The organism is Streptomyces sp. NPDC021093 (genome assembly GCF_044333135.1).
In the GTDB taxonomy this organism is placed as follows: domain Bacteria; phylum Actinomycetota; class Actinomycetes; order Streptomycetales; family Streptomycetaceae; genus Streptomyces.
Genome location: NZ_JBIRQJ010000021.1, coordinates 42,891 through 60,191, shown reverse-complemented (window position 1 = coordinate 60,191; position 17,301 = coordinate 42,891). Strand labels below are relative to the sequence as shown.

The 17,301-nt window shown below is 67.4% G+C and carries 13 protein-coding genes; 7 read left to right on the top strand and 6 right to left on the bottom strand.

The window, feature by feature from the left end; translation table 11 throughout:
* Positions 1 to 15: 15 nt before the first annotated feature.
* The 6 genes from ACH4SP_RS42340 to ACH4SP_RS42315 all read right to left on the bottom strand — a co-directional run bounded on the left by ACH4SP_RS42340 (position 16) and on the right by ACH4SP_RS42315 (position 7,097).
* Positions 16 to 939 carry a TauD/TfdA dioxygenase family protein gene (locus ACH4SP_RS42340; RefSeq protein ID WP_398423807.1) on the bottom strand — a complete coding sequence of 308 codons (924 nt, stop codon included), beginning with the start codon at positions 937 to 939 and terminating at the stop codon, positions 16 to 18.
* Positions 940 to 987: 48 nt separating this feature from the next.
* Positions 988 to 2,391: a hypothetical protein gene (locus tag ACH4SP_RS42335; protein WP_398423805.1), complete on the bottom strand. Its 1,404-nt coding sequence runs from the start codon at positions 2,389 to 2,391 to the stop codon at positions 988 to 990.
* Positions 2,382 to 3,563 carry a GNAT family N-acetyltransferase gene (locus ACH4SP_RS42330; RefSeq protein WP_398423803.1) on the bottom strand — a complete coding sequence of 394 codons (1,182 nt, stop codon included), beginning with the start codon at positions 3,561 to 3,563 and terminating at the stop codon, positions 2,382 to 2,384. Before ACH4SP_RS42330 ends, ACH4SP_RS42335 begins: the two co-directional genes overlap by 10 nt.
* Positions 3,560 to 4,672, bottom strand: a complete 1,113-nt coding sequence (locus ACH4SP_RS42325; RefSeq protein WP_398423801.1) for a hypothetical protein — start codon at positions 4,670 to 4,672, stop codon at positions 3,560 to 3,562. Before ACH4SP_RS42325 ends, ACH4SP_RS42330 begins: the two co-directional genes overlap by 4 nt.
* The gene (locus ACH4SP_RS42320) at positions 4,673 to 6,055 is read right to left on the bottom strand and encodes a DUF6002 family protein (RefSeq protein ID WP_398423799.1); all 1,383 of its coding nucleotides are present in this window, start codon (positions 6,053 to 6,055) and stop codon (positions 4,673 to 4,675) included.
* A gap of 130 nt (positions 6,056 to 6,185) precedes the next feature.
* Positions 6,186 to 7,097 (bottom strand): 2-oxoglutarate and iron-dependent oxygenase domain-containing protein, encoded by a 912-nt coding sequence (locus ACH4SP_RS42315; protein ID WP_398423797.1) that lies wholly within the window; start codon positions 7,095 to 7,097, stop codon positions 6,186 to 6,188.
* A gap of 574 nt (positions 7,098 to 7,671) precedes the next feature.
* Here ACH4SP_RS42315 and ACH4SP_RS42310 point away from each other — a divergent pair.
* From ACH4SP_RS42310 to ACH4SP_RS42280, 7 genes are all read left to right on the top strand, one after another.
* Entirely contained in the window at positions 7,672 to 8,862 is a 1,191-nt protein-coding gene (locus ACH4SP_RS42310) for a glycine amidinotransferase (protein ID WP_398423795.1), read from the top strand.
* Positions 8,863 to 8,888: 26 nt separating this feature from the next.
* Positions 8,889 to 9,947 (top strand): 3,5-dihydroxyphenylacetyl-CoA synthase DpgA, encoded by a 1,059-nt coding sequence (gene dpgA, locus ACH4SP_RS42305; protein WP_398423833.1) that lies wholly within the window; start codon positions 8,889 to 8,891, stop codon positions 9,945 to 9,947.
* 23 nt (positions 9,948 to 9,970) lie between these two features.
* Positions 9,971 to 10,687 (top strand): enoyl-CoA-hydratase DpgB, encoded by a 717-nt coding sequence (gene dpgB / locus ACH4SP_RS42300; protein ID WP_398423793.1) that lies wholly within the window; start codon positions 9,971 to 9,973, stop codon positions 10,685 to 10,687.
* Positions 10,684 to 12,024 carry an enoyl-CoA hydratase/isomerase family protein gene (locus ACH4SP_RS42295; protein WP_398423791.1) on the top strand — a complete coding sequence of 447 codons (1,341 nt, stop codon included), beginning with the start codon at positions 10,684 to 10,686 and terminating at the stop codon, positions 12,022 to 12,024. Before dpgB ends, ACH4SP_RS42295 begins: the two co-directional genes overlap by 4 nt.
* 345 nt (positions 12,025 to 12,369) lie before the next feature.
* The gene (locus ACH4SP_RS42290; RefSeq protein ID WP_398423789.1) at positions 12,370 to 13,341 is read left to right on the top strand and encodes a PLP-dependent aminotransferase family protein; all 972 of its coding nucleotides are present in this window, start codon (positions 12,370 to 12,372) and stop codon (positions 13,339 to 13,341) included.
* Positions 13,338 to 14,540: a cytochrome P450 gene (locus ACH4SP_RS42285; RefSeq protein WP_398423787.1), complete on the top strand. Its 1,203-nt coding sequence runs from the start codon at positions 13,338 to 13,340 to the stop codon at positions 14,538 to 14,540. The genes ACH4SP_RS42290 and ACH4SP_RS42285 overlap by 4 nt, the downstream gene beginning before the upstream one ends.
* Positions 14,541 to 14,566: 26 nt before the next feature.
* Positions 14,567 to 16,933, top strand: a complete 2,367-nt coding sequence (locus ACH4SP_RS42280; RefSeq protein WP_398423785.1) for a lantibiotic dehydratase — start codon at positions 14,567 to 14,569, stop codon at positions 16,931 to 16,933.
* The last annotated feature ends 368 nt before the right edge of the window (positions 16,934 to 17,301 follow it).

Here is a 17,301-nt window from a genome sequence, read left to right as displayed (position 1 = left end):
ATCGCAGCAGGATCCTCATCGGTCGGAGGGCATGACGAGGGACGGAGTCAGGGTGGGGAGCCCGCTCCCCACGGGCTTCAACGGTGCCTCGCCCGCCATCGCCCGGTGGATCAACCGCGGCGAAGCCCCGTGATCCATGACGTAGTTGTGCAGCAGCCGGGCGTTGTCCCAGACGGCGATATCGCCCTCGGCCCAGCGCCACCGCGCTGTGCGCTCGGGCACGAGGGTGTACTGCATGAAGAGCTCGAGCAGGGTATGACTCTCCAGATCGGAGAACCCTTCGATGGTCCTGACACAATTGGGGTTGAGGACCAGAGACCTGCGCCCGCCGGCCTCTTCGTCAACGGCCACGAGCGGCTGACTCACCACCGGCATCTCCAGCAGCTTCTCCCGCAGGAGCGGATCGGCCCCGGGCTCCAGCCAGTCGGCGTACAGCAGCCGCACATCATGCGGACATCGCAGGCCGTCGGCCAGGTCGCGCAGCGGCGCGGACAGTGCCGCGTAGGCGCCGGCCAGGTCGGCGAAGAGAGTGTCGCCGCCTACCGGCGGCACCCGCGCCGCCTGAAGCAGGGAGTACGTCGGCACCTCACGGACGAAGGTGCAATCCACGTGCCAGTTGGTGCCGTGCCGATTGTGTGCGTCGCGGCAGCGGAGGTCCTGCGGTCGCACCCCGCCGGTCTGGTTGGCCAGGACCTCGGGGTGGTCCGGCAGACCCGGTTTGAGCGGGTGGGCGGGCAGCACGTCACCGAAGAGGCCGGCGAAGGCGACAAGGGTTGCCGGATCCGTCGGCTGACCACGTAAGAACAGCACGCCGTGCTTCCGGACCAGATCGCACAGCACGTCGGCGTCGGCCGGTCCCGTCCGGCGGACGTCGAGCCCCGACACCTGCGCGCCGATGCATCCGGTAAGTCGGTCGACCTTCCATGAGGCATTTCCCATTCGGCTTCGTCACCTCCTGTTCGGCAGCACAGTTCCCTGCAGTCGCGGTCAGTCGCTTCCTGGGAGCACCACGTTCTCCATCGCGCCGCCCTGGGCCACTCCGACGACTCCGCTGCGGCCGTCCGGGTAGTAGCGTGCATAGATGCCGCCCGGACGACCGCCAAAGAGGAGCGGACTGAGCACCGGGGCGACCGAGGCACGGTACGGCTCCGTGCCGGGCTCCGCGGCCATCTCCAGCTCATAGCGAGCCGGCTCCACATACTCCTGCACGATGGCGTTGCCGGAATCGAGCACCTGGGTGACATCGGCCTCCCACTGCGTCGGCGAGCGAAAGCGCCCGATGACCACTCCGTGCCCCATCATGCCCACCGCCGGCTTGATCACAAATGACTCCCGCCGTACGGTCAGGAGCCGCCGCAGATCCTCCCACTCACCGCGCCAGTCGACCTTGCCGTCCCGGGCAAGTCGCGTCCATGGCACATATCGCTGCACCAGTCGCCGGTCGCTGTCAGACATCCAGTCATGGGGCTTCGACAGTCGGGCGAGCAGGCGTTTGTTGGCCAGGAGATAGCTGCTTTCGGGAGGGTAGAGGACGCAGCCGACGGCGATGAGGGCACGTACCGCATCGAGAGACTCGCCGCGGGAGACCCAGTCGGCGGGCGCGAAATACCGCAGGGCCAAGGGGAAACGCAGGCTGCCCGGCCGGCCGATCGCCTCGGGGAGCGCGCCGGGTTCGACCACCTCCGCGAGGAAGCCCCGCCCCCGCAGGTAGGCGGCCTCGCCGTCGAAGTAGCGGGTGGTCTCGCCGCGGCGGTCCACTCGATTTCCGACCAGCGCCACCGCCTTCGGCACGCCCAGCTCGGCGCAGACCTTTTCGAAGAGGTCGGCCCGTGCCGAGAAGGGGTCATCCATGGTGAAGGGCAGGCTGGAACCCACTCCGCCGTACAGGCGGGTCCAGGCCCGCCCGAACCCATGCGCTTCGGTGGGTCCACCGAACGCCCCACTGACGTTGAACTCCAGAAACCGGGGACCGTCACGGCCGATCACGACATCGGGGCGTGCCATCGCGGCACAGTGCCGCAGCTCAAACTCGTCGTCGTCGACGAAAAGCGGGTACGAGTGCGTGCCGGGACGTCCCCCCAGGGCGTCCAGCCTGCCCTGCCGGGTCGGCGCCGCCTCCAGCAGGGCCCGGCGCAACAGGCCCAACAGGTCGCGCGAGACAGCGAACAGTTCGTCGTATGACTGGCGGGAGGTCGGGAAGGGCTCCAGAGGCACCGGCTGGACATCCACCCATGTGCCGCAGTCCTTCAGCTCGTCGCGGAGCACTCGAATGATTTCGTCCGGATGACTCCGGTGCATTGCCGGAAACGGCCGGGAAGCGAACCACGCATGGGTTTCCAACTCCTCTTGCACCAACCTTTCGCGACAGGAAATAGGGGTGATTACTGGCACGCGGGCGTAGTGGCTGCCGACGCGTCATGCCGGGACAGAAGAGTGGCAGCCGCATCGGGGTGCAGGAACGTATCGAGATCGAGATTCACTGCGCTCGCCATGCCCGCAGTTCGCCAGGGCAGGCGAGTTCGGCCGGACCGTCGGCTGTCGTTGAAATAGACCGCTGTGAGCCGGTTCTGCGCGTCGAGAGCGATCACCGGGTTCTCGACGAGGAAGCGACGTACGGGCTCGGTATCGTTGACCACGGTGAAATGCAGACGCTTGTGGCGGAAGTGGTTGGCGGGCAGCACCACTTCGGGGTGGAGCTTGCGTTTGAACTGGAAAGTCCCCTTGCTGATGAAGGGTTCGCATCCGCCGAGGTCAACCCGTGCCATTCCATTTCGCGCGGCCCATTGTAGGACGTAGAGAAACAGAGCGGTATAGGTGCCCCCGTGATAGTGGGCGAGGTCGCCGTCCGCCACTCCGACCAGGCGCAGAACCAGAGTTCTTCCGGCGGGCTGCACGCGGCACAGAGCTCCCACCACGCGCTCGCCCGACTGCCGCAGGAAGAACAGCGCCCCCTTGCGGTAGATTTCCGCGTGTGCGGTGGCGCGGCCTTCGGAGCGGGCACTGTCGCCATGCCGGGCCCGCATGGTGGGCATGTGCATTCGGTCGTAGAAGTACGCGAAATCGGCGTCCGAATCGGCCACTTCGAGAGTCCATCGACTGCTGCGCTGCTGACGGGCGAACTGCTGGCGGTCCTTGCGTGAGACGCGTTGCAGCACATCTGTCCCGTCGCCCAGAGCCACCACCAGTGACACACGGAAGGGGAGGGTGAGCGAGCGGGCCTGCGGAAGCTGCCGAGCGCGGCGAGTGTCGTAACCGGTGACGACCAGATCGGTGTCCGACCCGGCCATCTCCGCAGACAGCCGGTCCCAGCGATGGCGGGACGAGATCCGTACGGTCTCCGCGGCGGCCCCGCGCCGTTGCTCGAGAAACGGAAGTGTCAGATGGATGCCTTCCGGCAGACCGGCATACGCCAGGCTCGGCGCGCCGTCGCCTCCACGTGACTTCACCCACACCGCACGACGTGAGGTCACGGCGTCGACGGAGCGGTGGGCGCTGCGGATCAGGGCGCCTTCGCCATTGCGCCACAGGTAACCACCGGTGGTCCAGAGCCGGTCCACCCTCATGCGCGGCCCCTGCCGAGTCCGGAGGCGACTGGCACGGTCGGCTCGCCGGCGGGCAAGGACCGCAGCCGCGTACGCAACGCGGTCAGGCGGGTTCGTGCAGAGTCCAGGTCCTGGACAGGGAATCCGTCCACCCATTCGTCAGCACCCGCCAGACGCAGGGCGTTCCGCACACGGTCGGTGAAGCGGACCATTCCGTCGATGACCTCGATGCCGTCTCGTGCTCCCGCGCGGCGGTTCCATGCCGTGGCGGCACTGCGGCTCAGGCCTGCAGGCAGGGCGAGCTCCAGGCGTCCCTCACGCACCCGCACCGGATAGCCGCCGGGCAGGCCCCACGGTCCTGGGACGCTGGTGTCCAGGTCCATGCCGTGCAGCAGCGCCGTGATCACGCGGGCGGCGGTCTGCCCGGTCACCAGGTTCAGCCGCTCGCGAGGTGTCTGCCGCATCCGGGCCAGATACCTGGCCGGGTCCGCCACCTCTGTGTCGTCCAGCCAGACGCGTGCCTCATCCTCGCCGGTGCCGGGCGGGGCGAGGTGAACATGGTGCGCCAGGACCCGTAGCCGTGCGGTGTCGTCCACTTCCAGGGCATGCGCGAGCGAGGCAGCTACGAGGCCCGCGTTGCCGACCCCGCACAGCACCCGCAGGCCCAAGGCGTCCAGCACCGGGTTGACCGCGTCGGGGAAACAGGCATTGACCACCTGGGCACTCGACCCGGTGGCGGCCACCGCGCGCACGGCGCGCACGGCAAGGTCCGCCTGGAAGGGCAGCGTGAGGCCGAAACCGGCAGCGGTGACCAGGTCCGTCCATGCGCTGGGGGTGCGCTCGCGCTCCCAGGGGGAATGCGACGAGGCACATACCAGCACCAGATCCGGTGCGGCCTGGGCAACCAGCTGCTGTGGATCCTGAAGCTGCTGTCCGGCCGGGGCGGCATCGAAGGTGACCGGGACCGCCGCGCTGTGCGCCCGTACGCCGGCGACATGAGCCAGCTCGGCGGCGGCCCGTGCGCTGCGGCCCGCCACGGTGACCTGCAGGTCACCGCCGGGGGCGTGCGCCAAGGCACAGCACACCGCGGTGGCCAGGGAACCTGTACCCAGCACAAGGAGACGCGGCATTCAGTGCACTCCGAGGGCAGCGGCGATATCGGCGTCGTTGTAAACCCAATGGAATTCGTCGTCCCGCAAGGTCTCGTAGTCTCCGTGGGCATACGTGCCCGAGGCGTGGACCACAAGAGTGCGGTCCGGCCCGATGAGTCCGCGCCGCACGCCCTCCCGGACCCCCGTCATGGCCATCACCAGCGACCACTCCGCGAGCCGCTGCGGATCGTCGGGGAGTGGGATTCCGGCTTCGGCCAGCTGGCTGGCAATCGTCGGGTAATGGTCCAGGCACTCGCGCCGGGACACCACGATGCCGCCGCCCCCGAACTTGCCGATGATCTCGTTCATACGCTCCGAGGTGGGGGGCCGGTGCGTATAGAAGGTGGGGTCGAGAATCTCGTTGGGGCTATGCGTCACGTAGGGAAAGCATGGCTCCTGATCCTGGCGGTACAGCTCCGCCTGCGCGTCCCACGCATAGGCGGGTGCATTGCGGTGGTCGAAGCTGCCGAACCGTTGGCTGAGCACCATGTCGGGGATGTGCAGGTGCTGCACCAGAAAGGACTCCGGGCGCTGACCGCCGGCCGCCTCGCCGGTGCTCTCGAGGATCTCCCGGCCGAGGTGGTAGCCGAGCAGGCCGAAGGCGCTGGATACGGCATGTGCGTGCAGGCGTGTCTCGCCCGGTGCGATCGGATCCACATCGTGCTCGAAGAAGGCCCGGGTGGTGTCGGCCACCATGTAGTTGGCCAGGTCCAGCGAGAACCACAGGCGGCCGCCGGTGCGCCGCGCCCAATTGGCGGCGTGTGCGTGCACGAAGGCACGAGTCAGCGGCTTGACGTCTTCGGCCTGCTGGCCCGTGTGTACGAGGACGGGGTTGAGCGCGCGCAGTTCGGGGTCGGTGGCCAGCCGGCTGCGCCGCAGTTTTTCCCGGCACACAGCCGGACAGACCGTCACCACCCGCAGCTGGTGGGGTTCGGCCAGGCCGAGTTCCAGGGCGCGCAGCACGGCATCGCGCAGTGCGGTGCCTTTGTTGGCGGAGGTGGGGGTGATGAGTACGACCGGCATCCCAGTGCGGCGGATGTGTGCCACAGCACGGGCGACGATCAGCAGCGAGGCCAGTGTCTTCGTCGTCCTCGTGTGCGGGTTGCCGGTGAGGTCCATCAGCCGCATCCGGCGCCCTGCCAGATCCGGGAGGGTGCGCAAGGAAACGGCTGCGGGTGAGAAGAACGCGCGGACGGTGTCGTCGAGGTCAGGAAACTCGAAGTCGGGCTGGAACCCCTCCGGATCCGGATGGCCCGCCTTCTCCTGGCCGCAGGCACGCACGATGCCGGACAGCCGGTGATAGTGGTCGAGGACCGGGTTTCGGGACATCGACCCGGTGCTGGGATGCGTCGTGGACGTCATATTCCGGGCACCTGCCCGAAGCGCGCTTCGAGAGCGTTCACTGTGGCCCTGCACTCTCTGTCGTCGAGGTGCCCTTGGCGCTCGTCCGTGGGCGGAATGGGTGCGCTGCACACACACCAGAAGGTCTTGATCACCTGCCGAGGATCGACCTCAGCACCGCCACATAGTCGGAACCGGTGTCCAGCGGCGCGTATTTGGGGGGACTGGCCGGGCCGGTGAGTGCCTCCAGGGGCGCGACCACGACGCCGTAGTCGGGGCGGTGCTTGTACTGGATCGACATCCGGTCACGGTCTACCGCGCTCACCCGGTGCGGGGCAGCCCTGTGGAGGCCGTTCGACCAGCGTTGTACGTAGTCGGCAAGGAACACGAACAACGCTCCGTCCACGCTCGGCACCTGCCGCCACTTGCCGTCGGTGTCCCGTACGTCCAGTCCCGGTTCATCCTGGTCAAGGATGGTCAGCAGCGATAGGTCGATATGCGGCGACATCGCGTAATTCACCTTCGAGGAAACCTTGGACAGGTGACTCGCGCCGTAGTAGTTGAGGCCGAGACGGTGCAGCGGTGTGCCGAGGTATCCGGTGAAGAAGTCCGCTGCCAGACCCAGGTCCAGTGCACACGCGGCGAGGATTCCGTCACCCAGCATGGTCAGATACTCGAAGAGCTCCATGGACTTCGGGAAGTGCTCGTGATAGAAGCCCACCGATTCCAGCAGTGCGAGATCAGGTGTTGTGTTCCCGACCCGGTACTGCTCGCATGCCTCGGTGCCGCTGTGAGTGCGGCTCCGCTCTCTTCCCAGGCCGCGATAACCCAGAAACTGGGACTTCTCGGTGGCGTCGTATTTGCTCTTCTGTTCCGGCGGCAACTGGTAGAACCGCTGCGTTTCTGCGTAGACGTCTTTGATGAGTTCATCGGGAATGCCATGGTTGTGGACGAACAAATAGCCTTCGCGCCGACAGATGCCGCCGATGTCGTTGGCGACCGTTTCCAGGTCCTTTGACGTCCATCCGGCCGCGGGCCCCGGCAGCTGTATCTGGGGTATCACTCTGCGTCCTCCTGAGTCGTCCCTGACTGAAGGTGTTGAGTCGCGCGCAGACCACCTGGATCAGGACCCGTGCGGGCCCCATCGCTGAGCGGAGGAGAAAGGCCGACCATGACGCACCGACGCGGTACATACATGTCATCGCCGCAGAGCACTCGACTGTCGGATGCGTCTGCGCGGACGGTCAGTTCGACGTCCGAGCGGTAGCAACGTCCCGGATGGATAGTCATCCTGCGAGCCGCAAGGAGCGCCGCACAACCCCTCGGGGATGAGTTACGGACAGCATCCGGAGGGGCTGAAGTGGAATAGTGAGGAGATGCTGATCCGGCCAGTTGATGGCCGCACCTTCCGCGTTTCTCGATTGTCGCCGCGGGACCGATCTGTGTCCGGAAGCGCACCCATTGTGCCGCAATGGGATGGCCGAAACCCATCAGGTCGCCGTCGACGCGTCCTTCTCTCGGTTCGGCATGTGTCCAACACTGATGGCGCCGACGGGAGCGGCATGTGAATCCTGCACATGAACGGCTGCCTCAGGGCGGTGTCCGCCAGAGCGCTACCTCCGCACGGCCGCGGCGGCGTGGCCCAGGACGAGATCGATGGAGCTCTCATGATGTTGCTCAATAGCTTCGACGATTGGTCACCGCTCAAGGAGGTGGTGGTGGGCTCGGCCACTTCCTACGCGTCACATCAACGGGAGCTGTCGTTCGACCTCTTCTTTCATGACAACATCGCCGGCGACAACTCGACCCGCTCTGAGTGGTATTACCCCCGGCTCACGGCCCGAGGCCGGGACAGGCCGCCGTCCAGGGGAACGGTCCCCATCAAGCAGAAGTATGTGGAGGAGCTGGCCGAGGACCTGGCCGGCATCGTGGACGCACTCACCACGCTCGGGGTGACGGTGCACCGTCCGATGGACCTGGATGCGAACACCGTCGAGGTCCGCACTCCCGCCTGGAGTGCGTCGGTCGTGCCCCCGCTCAACGTACGGGACAACACGCTCATCGTCGGCGACGAGATCATCGAGACGTCGCCCATGATCCGCTCCCGCTACTTCGAAACGCAGTTCCTCAAGCCCGTCTTTCAGCGCTACTTCGAACAAGGAGCGCGCTGGACGGTGATGCCGCGTCCCCTGATGACGGACGCCTCCTTCGACCTGTCGTACGCACGCGTTAGCACTGTGGGCGGCCCGACGGAGCCCATCAGCGACCCGCAGCCCTCCTGCTACGACGTCGGCACCGAGATGATGATCGACGCTGCACAGGTGCTCAGGCTCGGCCGGGACCTGGTGGTCAACGTCACCACCGCCAACCATGCCCTTGGCTGCGACTGGCTGGAACGCCATCTGCAAGGGCGATTCCGCATACACCGGGTGGAGCGGCTCAGCGACAGCCACATAGACAGCATGGTGCTCGCGCTGCGGCCCGGCACACTCCTCGTCCGCTCGGCCACCGTCCGCGACAAGCTGCCCGAGCCACTGCGTTCATGGGATCTGATCGTCCCGCCGGCCCCGGATGCCAACCACTTCCCGACGTACGACGGCAGCGACCTCGTCCTGGCCAGCCCTTTCATCGACTTGAACGTGCTGTCCGTATCCCCGGAGATCGTGCTGGTCAACGATGCCTGCCCGGAGCTGATGCGCACCCTGGAGAAGCACGCCTTTACGGTGGTGCCTGTCCGGCACCGGCACCGCCGCCTGTTCGGCGGCGGATTCCACTGCTTCACTCTCGATACGGTCCGCGAGGGATCAGCCGAGGACTATCTGTCGTGACCCCGCAGGGCCAGGGGCACGAGGAGATGAGCCGCCACGCCCGGCTCATCGGAGTCGGAACCGCGGTGCCATCCGTCTCCTACAGCCAAGCGGAGCTACTGGAACGACTCGAAGTCTCCGATCCGGCGATCCGGTCCATCTTCCTCAACAACGCCATTGAGCGGCGCGGCCTGACACTGCCGGCATCCTTGCCCGACCGTCCTGACACGGCCGAGACCCAGGGCGAACTACTGGCCAAACACACGGAAGAGGGCCTCCGGCTGGGCCGGGAAGCGGTGCTGTCCTGCCTGGCCGACGCCGGTCACGAGGTCACGGACGTACGCCTGCTGTGCTGTGTCACCTCGACCGGATTCCTCACCCCAGGGTTTTCCGCCCTGCTGCTGAAGGACATGAACCTCAGCACCACCTGCGCCCGCCTCGACATCGTCGGCATGGGCTGCAACGCCGGGCTGAATGCGATGACAGCAGTGGCCGCATGGTCTCAAAGCCACCCTGGAGAGCTCGCGGTCATGGTGTGCATCGAGGTGTGCTCCGCTGCCTACGTCTTCGACGGCACCTTACGCACCTCCGTGGTCAACAGCCTGTTCGGCGACGGCGCTGCTGCGGCGGCGGTGATGAGCGGCGGGCCCGGCTCCGCTCAGGCCGGGCCGGAGCTGCTTCGCTTCAGCAGCCGGACCATTCCCGAGGCCGTCGACGCCATGCGCTACGACTGGGACGACGAACAGCACAGGTTCAGCTTCGGCCTCGATCCCGAGGTGCCCTACGTGGTCGGTGCCCACGCGGAAGCCGCCCTCGGACAGCTGCTGGAGAGCACCGATGTGCCCCGGTCCGGTGTGGCCCACTGGGTGGTGCACGCCGGCGGCAAGAAGGTAGTGGACGCTGTGCGCGTCAACCTGGGACTCAGCCGCCACGATGTCCGGCACACCACCGGAGTGCTGCGTGACCACGGCAACCTGTCCAGCGGGTCATTTCTTTTCTCGTACCGACGGCTGGTGGACGAGGGAAAGGTGACGCCAGGAGATATCGGCATCCTGATGACCATGGGTCCGGGATCAACCATCGAAATGGCACTTGCACGGTGGTGAGGTGCCGTAAGGAGGTTGCCGCGGTGCGACCGAGCAGCGAACATGAGCACACCTCTGACGAGCTTTGTCTCCGGGTGGATATGGACGGCACGTGCCCCCTGCCCGAGCTGACGGCGCGGCTGAACGCGGCCTGCGATCAGGTGGAGGACCCGGGGGAGCACACCGTGCTGCGGCTGAGTCTGCTGCCGACGCCGGCCCGCCGTCGGCCGTGGCCGACACATGTTGGCGTGCGCGAAGTCAATCGCTGGGAGCGCGCTGTCCGCCGCCTCGAGCGGCTGCCAGCGATGATCGTCTGCACGGCGGAGGGGGTCTGCGGAGGTCCGGCGCTCGACCTGCTCCTAGCCAGCGACTTCCGGATCGGCGGCCCCGGTCTGCAGTTGTTGCTGCCGGTGAACGACGGACACTTCTGGCCCGGCATGGCCGTTTACCGACTCGCTCAGCAACTGGGCACCACCCGTGCTCGACAGATCGTTATGTGGGGAGACGACCTCGGTGCCCAACGCGCCCACGAGCTGGGCCTCCTCGACCAGCTCAGCGAAGACCTGGCCGGAGCCGCCCATACCGCCGTCGTACTGATGGGGCGTATCTCCGACCGGGAACTGGCCGTGCGCCGGCAACTCCTGTTGGAAGCACCGACGGCTGAATTCCAGGACGCACTCGGCGCGCACCTGGCTGCCTGCGACCGGGAACTGCGCCGACTCGCCAAGGTCGGCGACGGCGACGAGGACCAGCAGCCATGACCTCCGTATCGCCCGCCCTCCCCGCCGGCTCCCTGCCGGCCATGCCCGTCCTGACTGGCCGGATCGACGCGGACCGAGCAACGCTGCAGCGCTACAGCCGCAGCACCGACCGGCTCCTGAGCGCACTGCCGCCCCGCGCTGCTCGCAATCCGGAACACACAAAGAGGGCGACAGCTCTCCACGAGGCACGCCGCACTGCCCGCCACACATTCCTGACCCGCTATTCCACACAGGTCTACGACGCGCTCACCAACGGCCGCGCACTGCGGCCTCGGCTGCCGGATCTGGTGCAGCGGGCACAGACCCACTTCCCAGGAGTGCTGCCATCCCCCGCCCAGCTGGCCGAGGATCGCGGCCGCATCCAGGCACACAAGGAAGGACACGAGATCGATCTCGGCGTCTTCTTCGGCGCCTTGTTGCACTCCCCGGCGGCCGGCACCCACCTGATCGACACCATGCTGCAGCCGGCGCCGGGCTCCCTCGGCCATCTGGACTGGCTCCGCCGCCACGACCTGCTGGAACTGGACACCGTAAGGGTGGAGCGCCTCGGCCGCGCCATGCATATCACCTTCCAGAACCGTCACTGCCTCAACGCCGAGGACAACAAGCTGATTGCTGACATGGAGACCGCGGTCGACCTGACCCTCCTCGACGAGCGGGTCAGCGTGGGAGTCATGCGTGGCGGCGTAGTCGACCATCCTCGCTACGAAGGGCGCCGCGTGTTCAGCGCCGGAATCAACCTCAAGGCCCTGCGCAATGGCGAGATCTCCTATCTGGACTTCCTGCTCGGCCGCGAGCTCGGGTACGTCAACAAGCTGATGCACGGGCTCATGCCCACGGAATCCGGATGGCGCGCACCGTCCGCGGTGCACAAGCCCTGGGTCGCCGCAGTCGACTCCTTCGCCATCGGCGGCGGCATGCAGCTGCTGCTGGCGGCCGACCGGGTGCTCGCGGAAGAAGGGGCGCTCTTCAGCCTGCCCGCGGCGAACGAAGGCATCGTCCCCGGCCTCGGCAACCTGCGTCTCCCCCGGCTCACCGGCGGCCGGATCGCACGGCAGATCCTGCTGTCAGGACGTGCACTGAGGGCCGGCGAGCCCGACGCCGAGCTGCTGTGTGACAAAGTGGTGCACGCTGATCGGCTCACGGACGCCGTGGACCAGGCGGTGGCGGAACTGTCCAGCCCAGCGGTGGCGGCCAACCGGGCCATGCTGTCCTTGGCCGAGGAGCCGCGGGAAGCGCTTCGTTCCTACCTCGCCGAGTTCGCGGTGGTGCAGGCGGAGCGCATCTACAGCGCGGACGTGCTGGACCGTATCGAGCGCCGCTGGGCCCGGCCGTGAGCGGACCTGCACCGCACACCACGGCTGAACTCACCCGAGCACGACTGCACGCTTCACTCAGTGACCCGGTACTGAGCTCCGTGGAGTTCCTCAACGAAGTGATGCGCCGGCATCCGGACGCGATCTCCTTCGCACCCGGCGCACCCCACCCCGACACGTACGCGGGCCTCGACATCGAGCGCTACCTGAGCCGCTTCGTCCGGCACGCGGTCACGGAGCTGGGCCATCCGCCGTCGACCGACCGCCGCCTGCTGTATGAGTACGGGCCCAGCAGCGGTCTGATCAACGGCCTGATCGCCGAGCTGCTCCGACGCGACCACGCGGTCCGATGCCCCGGAGCGGGCCGTGGTCGTCACCGTAGGGGCACAGGAGGCGATGCTTCTGGTGCTGCGTGCTCTGATCCGCTCCACCGACGACCTCCTGGCCGTGGCGGACCCCTGCTACGTGGGCATCACGGGGGCCGCCCGGCTGCTCGACGTGGAAACCGTGCCCGTGCCCGAGGGACACGACGGGCTGCGGCTACAGCAGCTGCGGGCGGCCTGCCGGGCGGCCCGGCACGCCGGCCGGCGTATTCGCCTCTGCTACGTGGCCCCGGACTTCTCCAATCCCGGCGGCAACCGCATGCCCAGGCACCAGCGCGAACGGCTACTGGAACTGGCCGAGGCGGAGGACTTCCTCATACTCGAGGACAACGTCTACGGATTCACCGCCGCCCCTGGCGACGAGCTGCCACCGCTCAAGGCGCTCGACCGCAATCGCCGGGTCATCCACCTCGGCACCTTCGCGAAGGTGTGCTTTCCCGGCGCCCGCATTGGCTATGTCGTGGCCGACCAGACCGTGCGCACCGCGGATGGCGGCAGCACCCTGCTTGCCGGTCAGCTCGCCCGGCTGAAGTCCATGGTCACCGTGAACACACCGCCGCTGTCGCAGGCCGTGATCGGCGGAATGCTGCTGGAGCACGGCGGTTCCCTCGCAAACCGCTGCCGTGCGCTCTCCGCGACCTATCGGCGGAATCTCGCACTCCTGCTGGACGGTCTGGACCGCTTGGCGAAAGCGGGACTGCCTCCCGGGGTGGAGTGGAGCCGTCCCGCGGGCGGCCTTTTCGTACGCATGCGGCTGAGCATCCCGGTCGACGATGCCCTGCTCGCCCGCTCAGCCGACTCCTACGGCGTGCTGTGGACGCCGATGGCTCACTTCCACCTGGGACCCGGCGGCAACGACATGCTCCGACTGTCGTGCAGTTATCTCACCCCAGAGCAGATCAGAACGGGTGTGCTGCGGCTCGGAGAATTTCTGCACGGGGAGATACGCAGATGACGACAGCGGACCATCCCACCACCCTGCCCACCAAGAGGGCCAACCCGTTCGATCCGCCGCTGGAACTGGCCGGGCTGCGCGCGCACTCACCCATCTGCCGACTGCGCTATCCGGACGGTCACCTCGGCTGGCTGATCACCGGCTACGACCTGGCCAGGAAGGTCCTGGCAGACCCGCGGTTCAGCGCGCGCTCCGAGCTGAAGCGGGTTCCAGTGGCCCGCCGGAGCCTGGACCCGTTCTACGGCGCCGAGGCGCTGCCCGGCTGGCTGGTCGATATGGATCCGCCGCAACACACCCGCATCCGCCGGCGGCTGGCGAGGGCGTTCACCGTGCACCGCATGAGGTCGTTGCGGCCACGGATCGAAGAAGTCGTGGCCGAGCACGTGACCGCGATGGCCGCGGCCGGAGACCCCTGTGACTTCGTGGAGTCGTTTGCGCTGCCGATCCCGTCCCTGGTGATCAGCGAGCTGCTGGGAGTCCCGTATTCCCAGCGGGGGGACTTCCAGCGCAACAGTGCCACCATGTTCAGCCTGACGGCGACGGCGGAGCAGGCGGCACGTGCTGTAGCCGATCTGGAAGCCATACTCGCCGAACTGGCCGCGCACAAAGCACGCCAGCCGGGGGAGGATCTACTCAGCGTGCTGGCCGTGGACGGCGAACTGTCCATCCCGGAAATTGCCGGAGTCGGGACGCTGTTGCTGTCGGCGGGCCACGAGACGACCGCGGGTTCGCTGAGCCTCGGGGTCTTCGCGCTGCTCAGTCACCCGGACCAGCGCTCACGACTGGTGGCGGACCCGACGCTGGCCGACACGGCGGTCGAGGAATTGCTCCGCTACCTGACGATCTTCCATTTCGGCGTGCCGCGTTCTCCGCTGGAGGACGTAACACTGGCGGGGGAGACCGTGCGAGCGGGCGAATCCGTCACCGTTTCCCTGCCGGCGGCCAACCGGGACCCGGAGCGGTTCCCGGACCCCGACCGTCTCGACGTCGGGCGCAACTCGGCGGGGCATCTCGCCTTCGGACACGGAATGCACCAGTGCATCGGCCAGAACCTCGCCCGGCTCGAAATGCGCGTTGCGTTTCCCGCCCTCTTCCATCGTTTCCCCCGGCTGCGCCTCGCCGTGCCATCGGAACAGATCCTGCTCGGCGAGGACACCGGGTTCTACTGCGCACACCGGCTCCCTGTGGCGTGGTCTTGAGGTAGGCACCGGATTTGGAGGAGAGCATGACCGAGGCTACGTCATCGCTGTGGCGGTCCCTTCCAGTCGTCGTCGTTCGTTCGGCCGGATATCCGGCGTCCTGGCTGACCGAACTGAGCTCCGGGGCAACTGTGGCGGCACTGCACGAGGCCGGCGACGACGCCCTTATCCACGCCGTGTACGACGCCGAGCTGGCCAAGGGCACCGAGGCGGTCATCGACCGTTTCCATGCCGAACCTGGGCTACGGGACGCGGTGCAGTTCGCCAACCCGGGCCTGTGGCGGATTCTGGCGCCATGGCTGGAGCGGCGCGTGCGGACCGCGGAAGGCTGGAACACGAGCGACCGACAGCGCACGGATACGCTGGCGAGAATGCTCCAGCGCTACTGCGCCAAGAATGAGACCACCAGCCACGTAGGGCCGATCACGACCGCGCAGTTGCGTACCGACCGGGTCGGAATCACCATCGGCAGCGGCACACCACGGCGACATGTACGCCTGTCGCACTGGGCGGCAGAGCGGATACAGGCATCGCTCCTGAGCGGCGCTGGCACAGCGGCGCAACACCTGTGGCGGCCGCGCGTGACTGCGGGTTGCGCCGTGGCAGAGCGTGACGTGCACGTCGTGCAGTACGACTTCACGAAGCGGCACACCCGCTTTCCCGACGCGGTCATCGCAGTGACCCGGCGCCGGTTGTCCGAGGCCGAGGAACGGGTGCTGGGGTGGTGCGACGGCAGTAGATCCGTGGCAGACATCCGCCGTGCGTATGAGCGGGCTTGCGGCACGCTGCTGGCTGAATCCGACCTCGTGGGAATCCTGCGGACCTTGGAGGAATTCGGGGCAGTCGCACTCGGGCCTGAGCTTCCCTACGGAGTGCACGACTCCATCCCTCTGCTGCGCAATTGCGCGGTGGCGGTGGGCAATCGGAAGGCCGAGCGGCATGTGGTGGCCATGGCATCGTCGCTCGACGCCTTGGCGGCGGCCGACGACGAGGCCAGCCGGGCCGCAGCCGCGGCAGCTGTCGAGACGGTTTTCACCGCCGCGACCGGTGAGCTGCCGCATCGCGCGGCGGGCGTCACCTACGGCGACCGCACGGTCTTCAATGAGGACTGCGACAGCGAATACGGTGCCATGGTCCTGGGGCAGCCCGTCAGCGAACTGATCGAGCGTGAACTCGCCTTCGTATACGACATCTTCATGGCGCAGCCGAGGGCCCGGCTGCATGCCATGCAGAGAAGGATGCGGGACTGGTTCTGCGGTGCCTTCGGCATCGGGGCGAGCGTCACGGTATCCGACTTCGTGAGCGCCTGCTTGCGCGACGATCTCGAGCTGTCCGCGGGTTACGACGCGATCGATGCGGAGATGGCCGCACAGGCGGAGAAGCTGCAACAGCTCTTGGCGCCAGCCGAGGGCACATGCTCCGTACACCATTGCACCCAGGACGCAATCGTGGAGGCCTCCGCGCTGGCCGACAGTTCCCTGCCCGCCGTGTGCAATCCGGACCTGATGATCGCGGCCGATGGGCCTGAGGCGCTGGAGCGAGGGGAATTTCTGGCGGTCGTCGGTGACCTGCATGCGGCCGAGGAAGGACTATCGCACAGCCTGTTCGCACCCTGGGTGGATGCGGCCATGGGTGCAGACGGCGGACTGGGAGAACGCGTGGCAGCGGCATACCGGCCGCTCCTCCGCCCCGACGAGGATCTTGCCGATGTGACACACCGGCACCGCACCAAGCATTACGCACGTGTGCGGATGCCCTGCCTGGATATCGAAGCAGGCGACCGGTCACCGGCGCCCGCGCCGGAAAGAGTGCGGCTGCACGAGCTGATGGTCAGCGACACGCCCCACGGCCTGCGGCTGCACCGTCCCGACAGCAACCGTGGCCTCCGGCTGACATCGCCGCCGCTGTACTGGCAGGGGGTACGGAACCGGAATCCATTCGCCATCTTCTCGTTCCCACAGCGGGTCGACGGCCTGCCCGTTCCCCTGGGCGAACGGCAGTATCTGCCGCGCCTGGTGCACGGCAGGGTGGTACTCCAGCGGGCGATGTGGGGCGTGCCCGCCTCGGCGTGCCACGGTGGCAAGGACTGGTACGAGGGGTTCCGGGCCGTGCAGCACCTGCGGACGGCGCGCGGTATGCCCCGGCACGTATTCGTGAAGTTTCCCCAGGAAGTGAAGCCCCTGTACTGCGATCTCGACAGTCCGCTGCTGGTGCGCCAGGTCTCTCATCTGGCGAAGGCAGCCGGCGACGGCAGGCTGGTGTTCTCGGAGATGCTCCCCGAACCAGGCAGCCTGTGGCTCACCAGCAGCCGCGGAAGGGTCACCTCGGAGCTGCGCTACGCCGTATTCAGCGGAATCGGTCAGGGCACTGCGAAACGGCTGGCTCAGCGGTGAGGGTGCCGACCTCGGTGTCGATCGTGGCCCCGGCGCCGAGGGGGATGGTCGGGGGTGCAGGCCGTGTCCGGCGGACAGGCCGCCGAGTACGGGGGCCTTTGCCCAAGGCCGGGAAGTTAGCGAACTCGCAGTTCGCACAAGGGTCCTTCAAGCATTCCTGACGTAGGAACAACGGAGCTGGGTGCGGCTCCTCTGAAGGTCGCCATTCCCCAGACGCTACGGCTGCCGGGCAGTTGGCCCCCGCCGACCACGGCACAGATCAGGGACATCATCCGGCCGGACACGACCAGGCCCAGCATGGCTCCCGCGAGTACCCCCGTGACCGCCACCACGAAGGTGATCAACAAGTGCAGGCGCACAGGCAACCA

Bases quoted from the DNA above. Each gene is read 5' to 3' on its own strand.
- ACH4SP_RS42340 (WP_398423807.1), bottom strand. From the start codon at position 939: ATGGGAAATGCCTCATGGAAGGTCGACCGACTTACCGGATGCATCGGC.
- ACH4SP_RS42330 (WP_398423803.1), bottom strand. From the start codon at position 3,563: ATGAGGGTGGACCGGCTCTGGACCACCGGTGGTTACCTGTGGCGCAAT.
- ACH4SP_RS42325 (WP_398423801.1), bottom strand. From the start codon at position 4,672: ATGCCGCGTCTCCTTGTGCTGGGTACAGGTTCCCTGGCCACCGCGGTG.
- ACH4SP_RS42320 (WP_398423799.1), bottom strand. From the start codon at position 6,055: ATGACGTCCACGACGCATCCCAGCACCGGGTCGATGTCCCGAAACCCG.
- dpgA (WP_398423833.1), top strand. From the start codon at position 8,889: ATGAGCCGCCACGCCCGGCTCATCGGAGTCGGAACCGCGGTGCCATCC.
- ACH4SP_RS42295 (WP_398423791.1), top strand. From the start codon at position 10,684: ATGACCTCCGTATCGCCCGCCCTCCCCGCCGGCTCCCTGCCGGCCATG.
- ACH4SP_RS42285 (WP_398423787.1), top strand. From the start codon at position 13,338: ATGACGACAGCGGACCATCCCACCACCCTGCCCACCAAGAGGGCCAAC.
- ACH4SP_RS42280 (WP_398423785.1), top strand. From the start codon at position 14,567: ATGACCGAGGCTACGTCATCGCTGTGGCGGTCCCTTCCAGTCGTCGTC.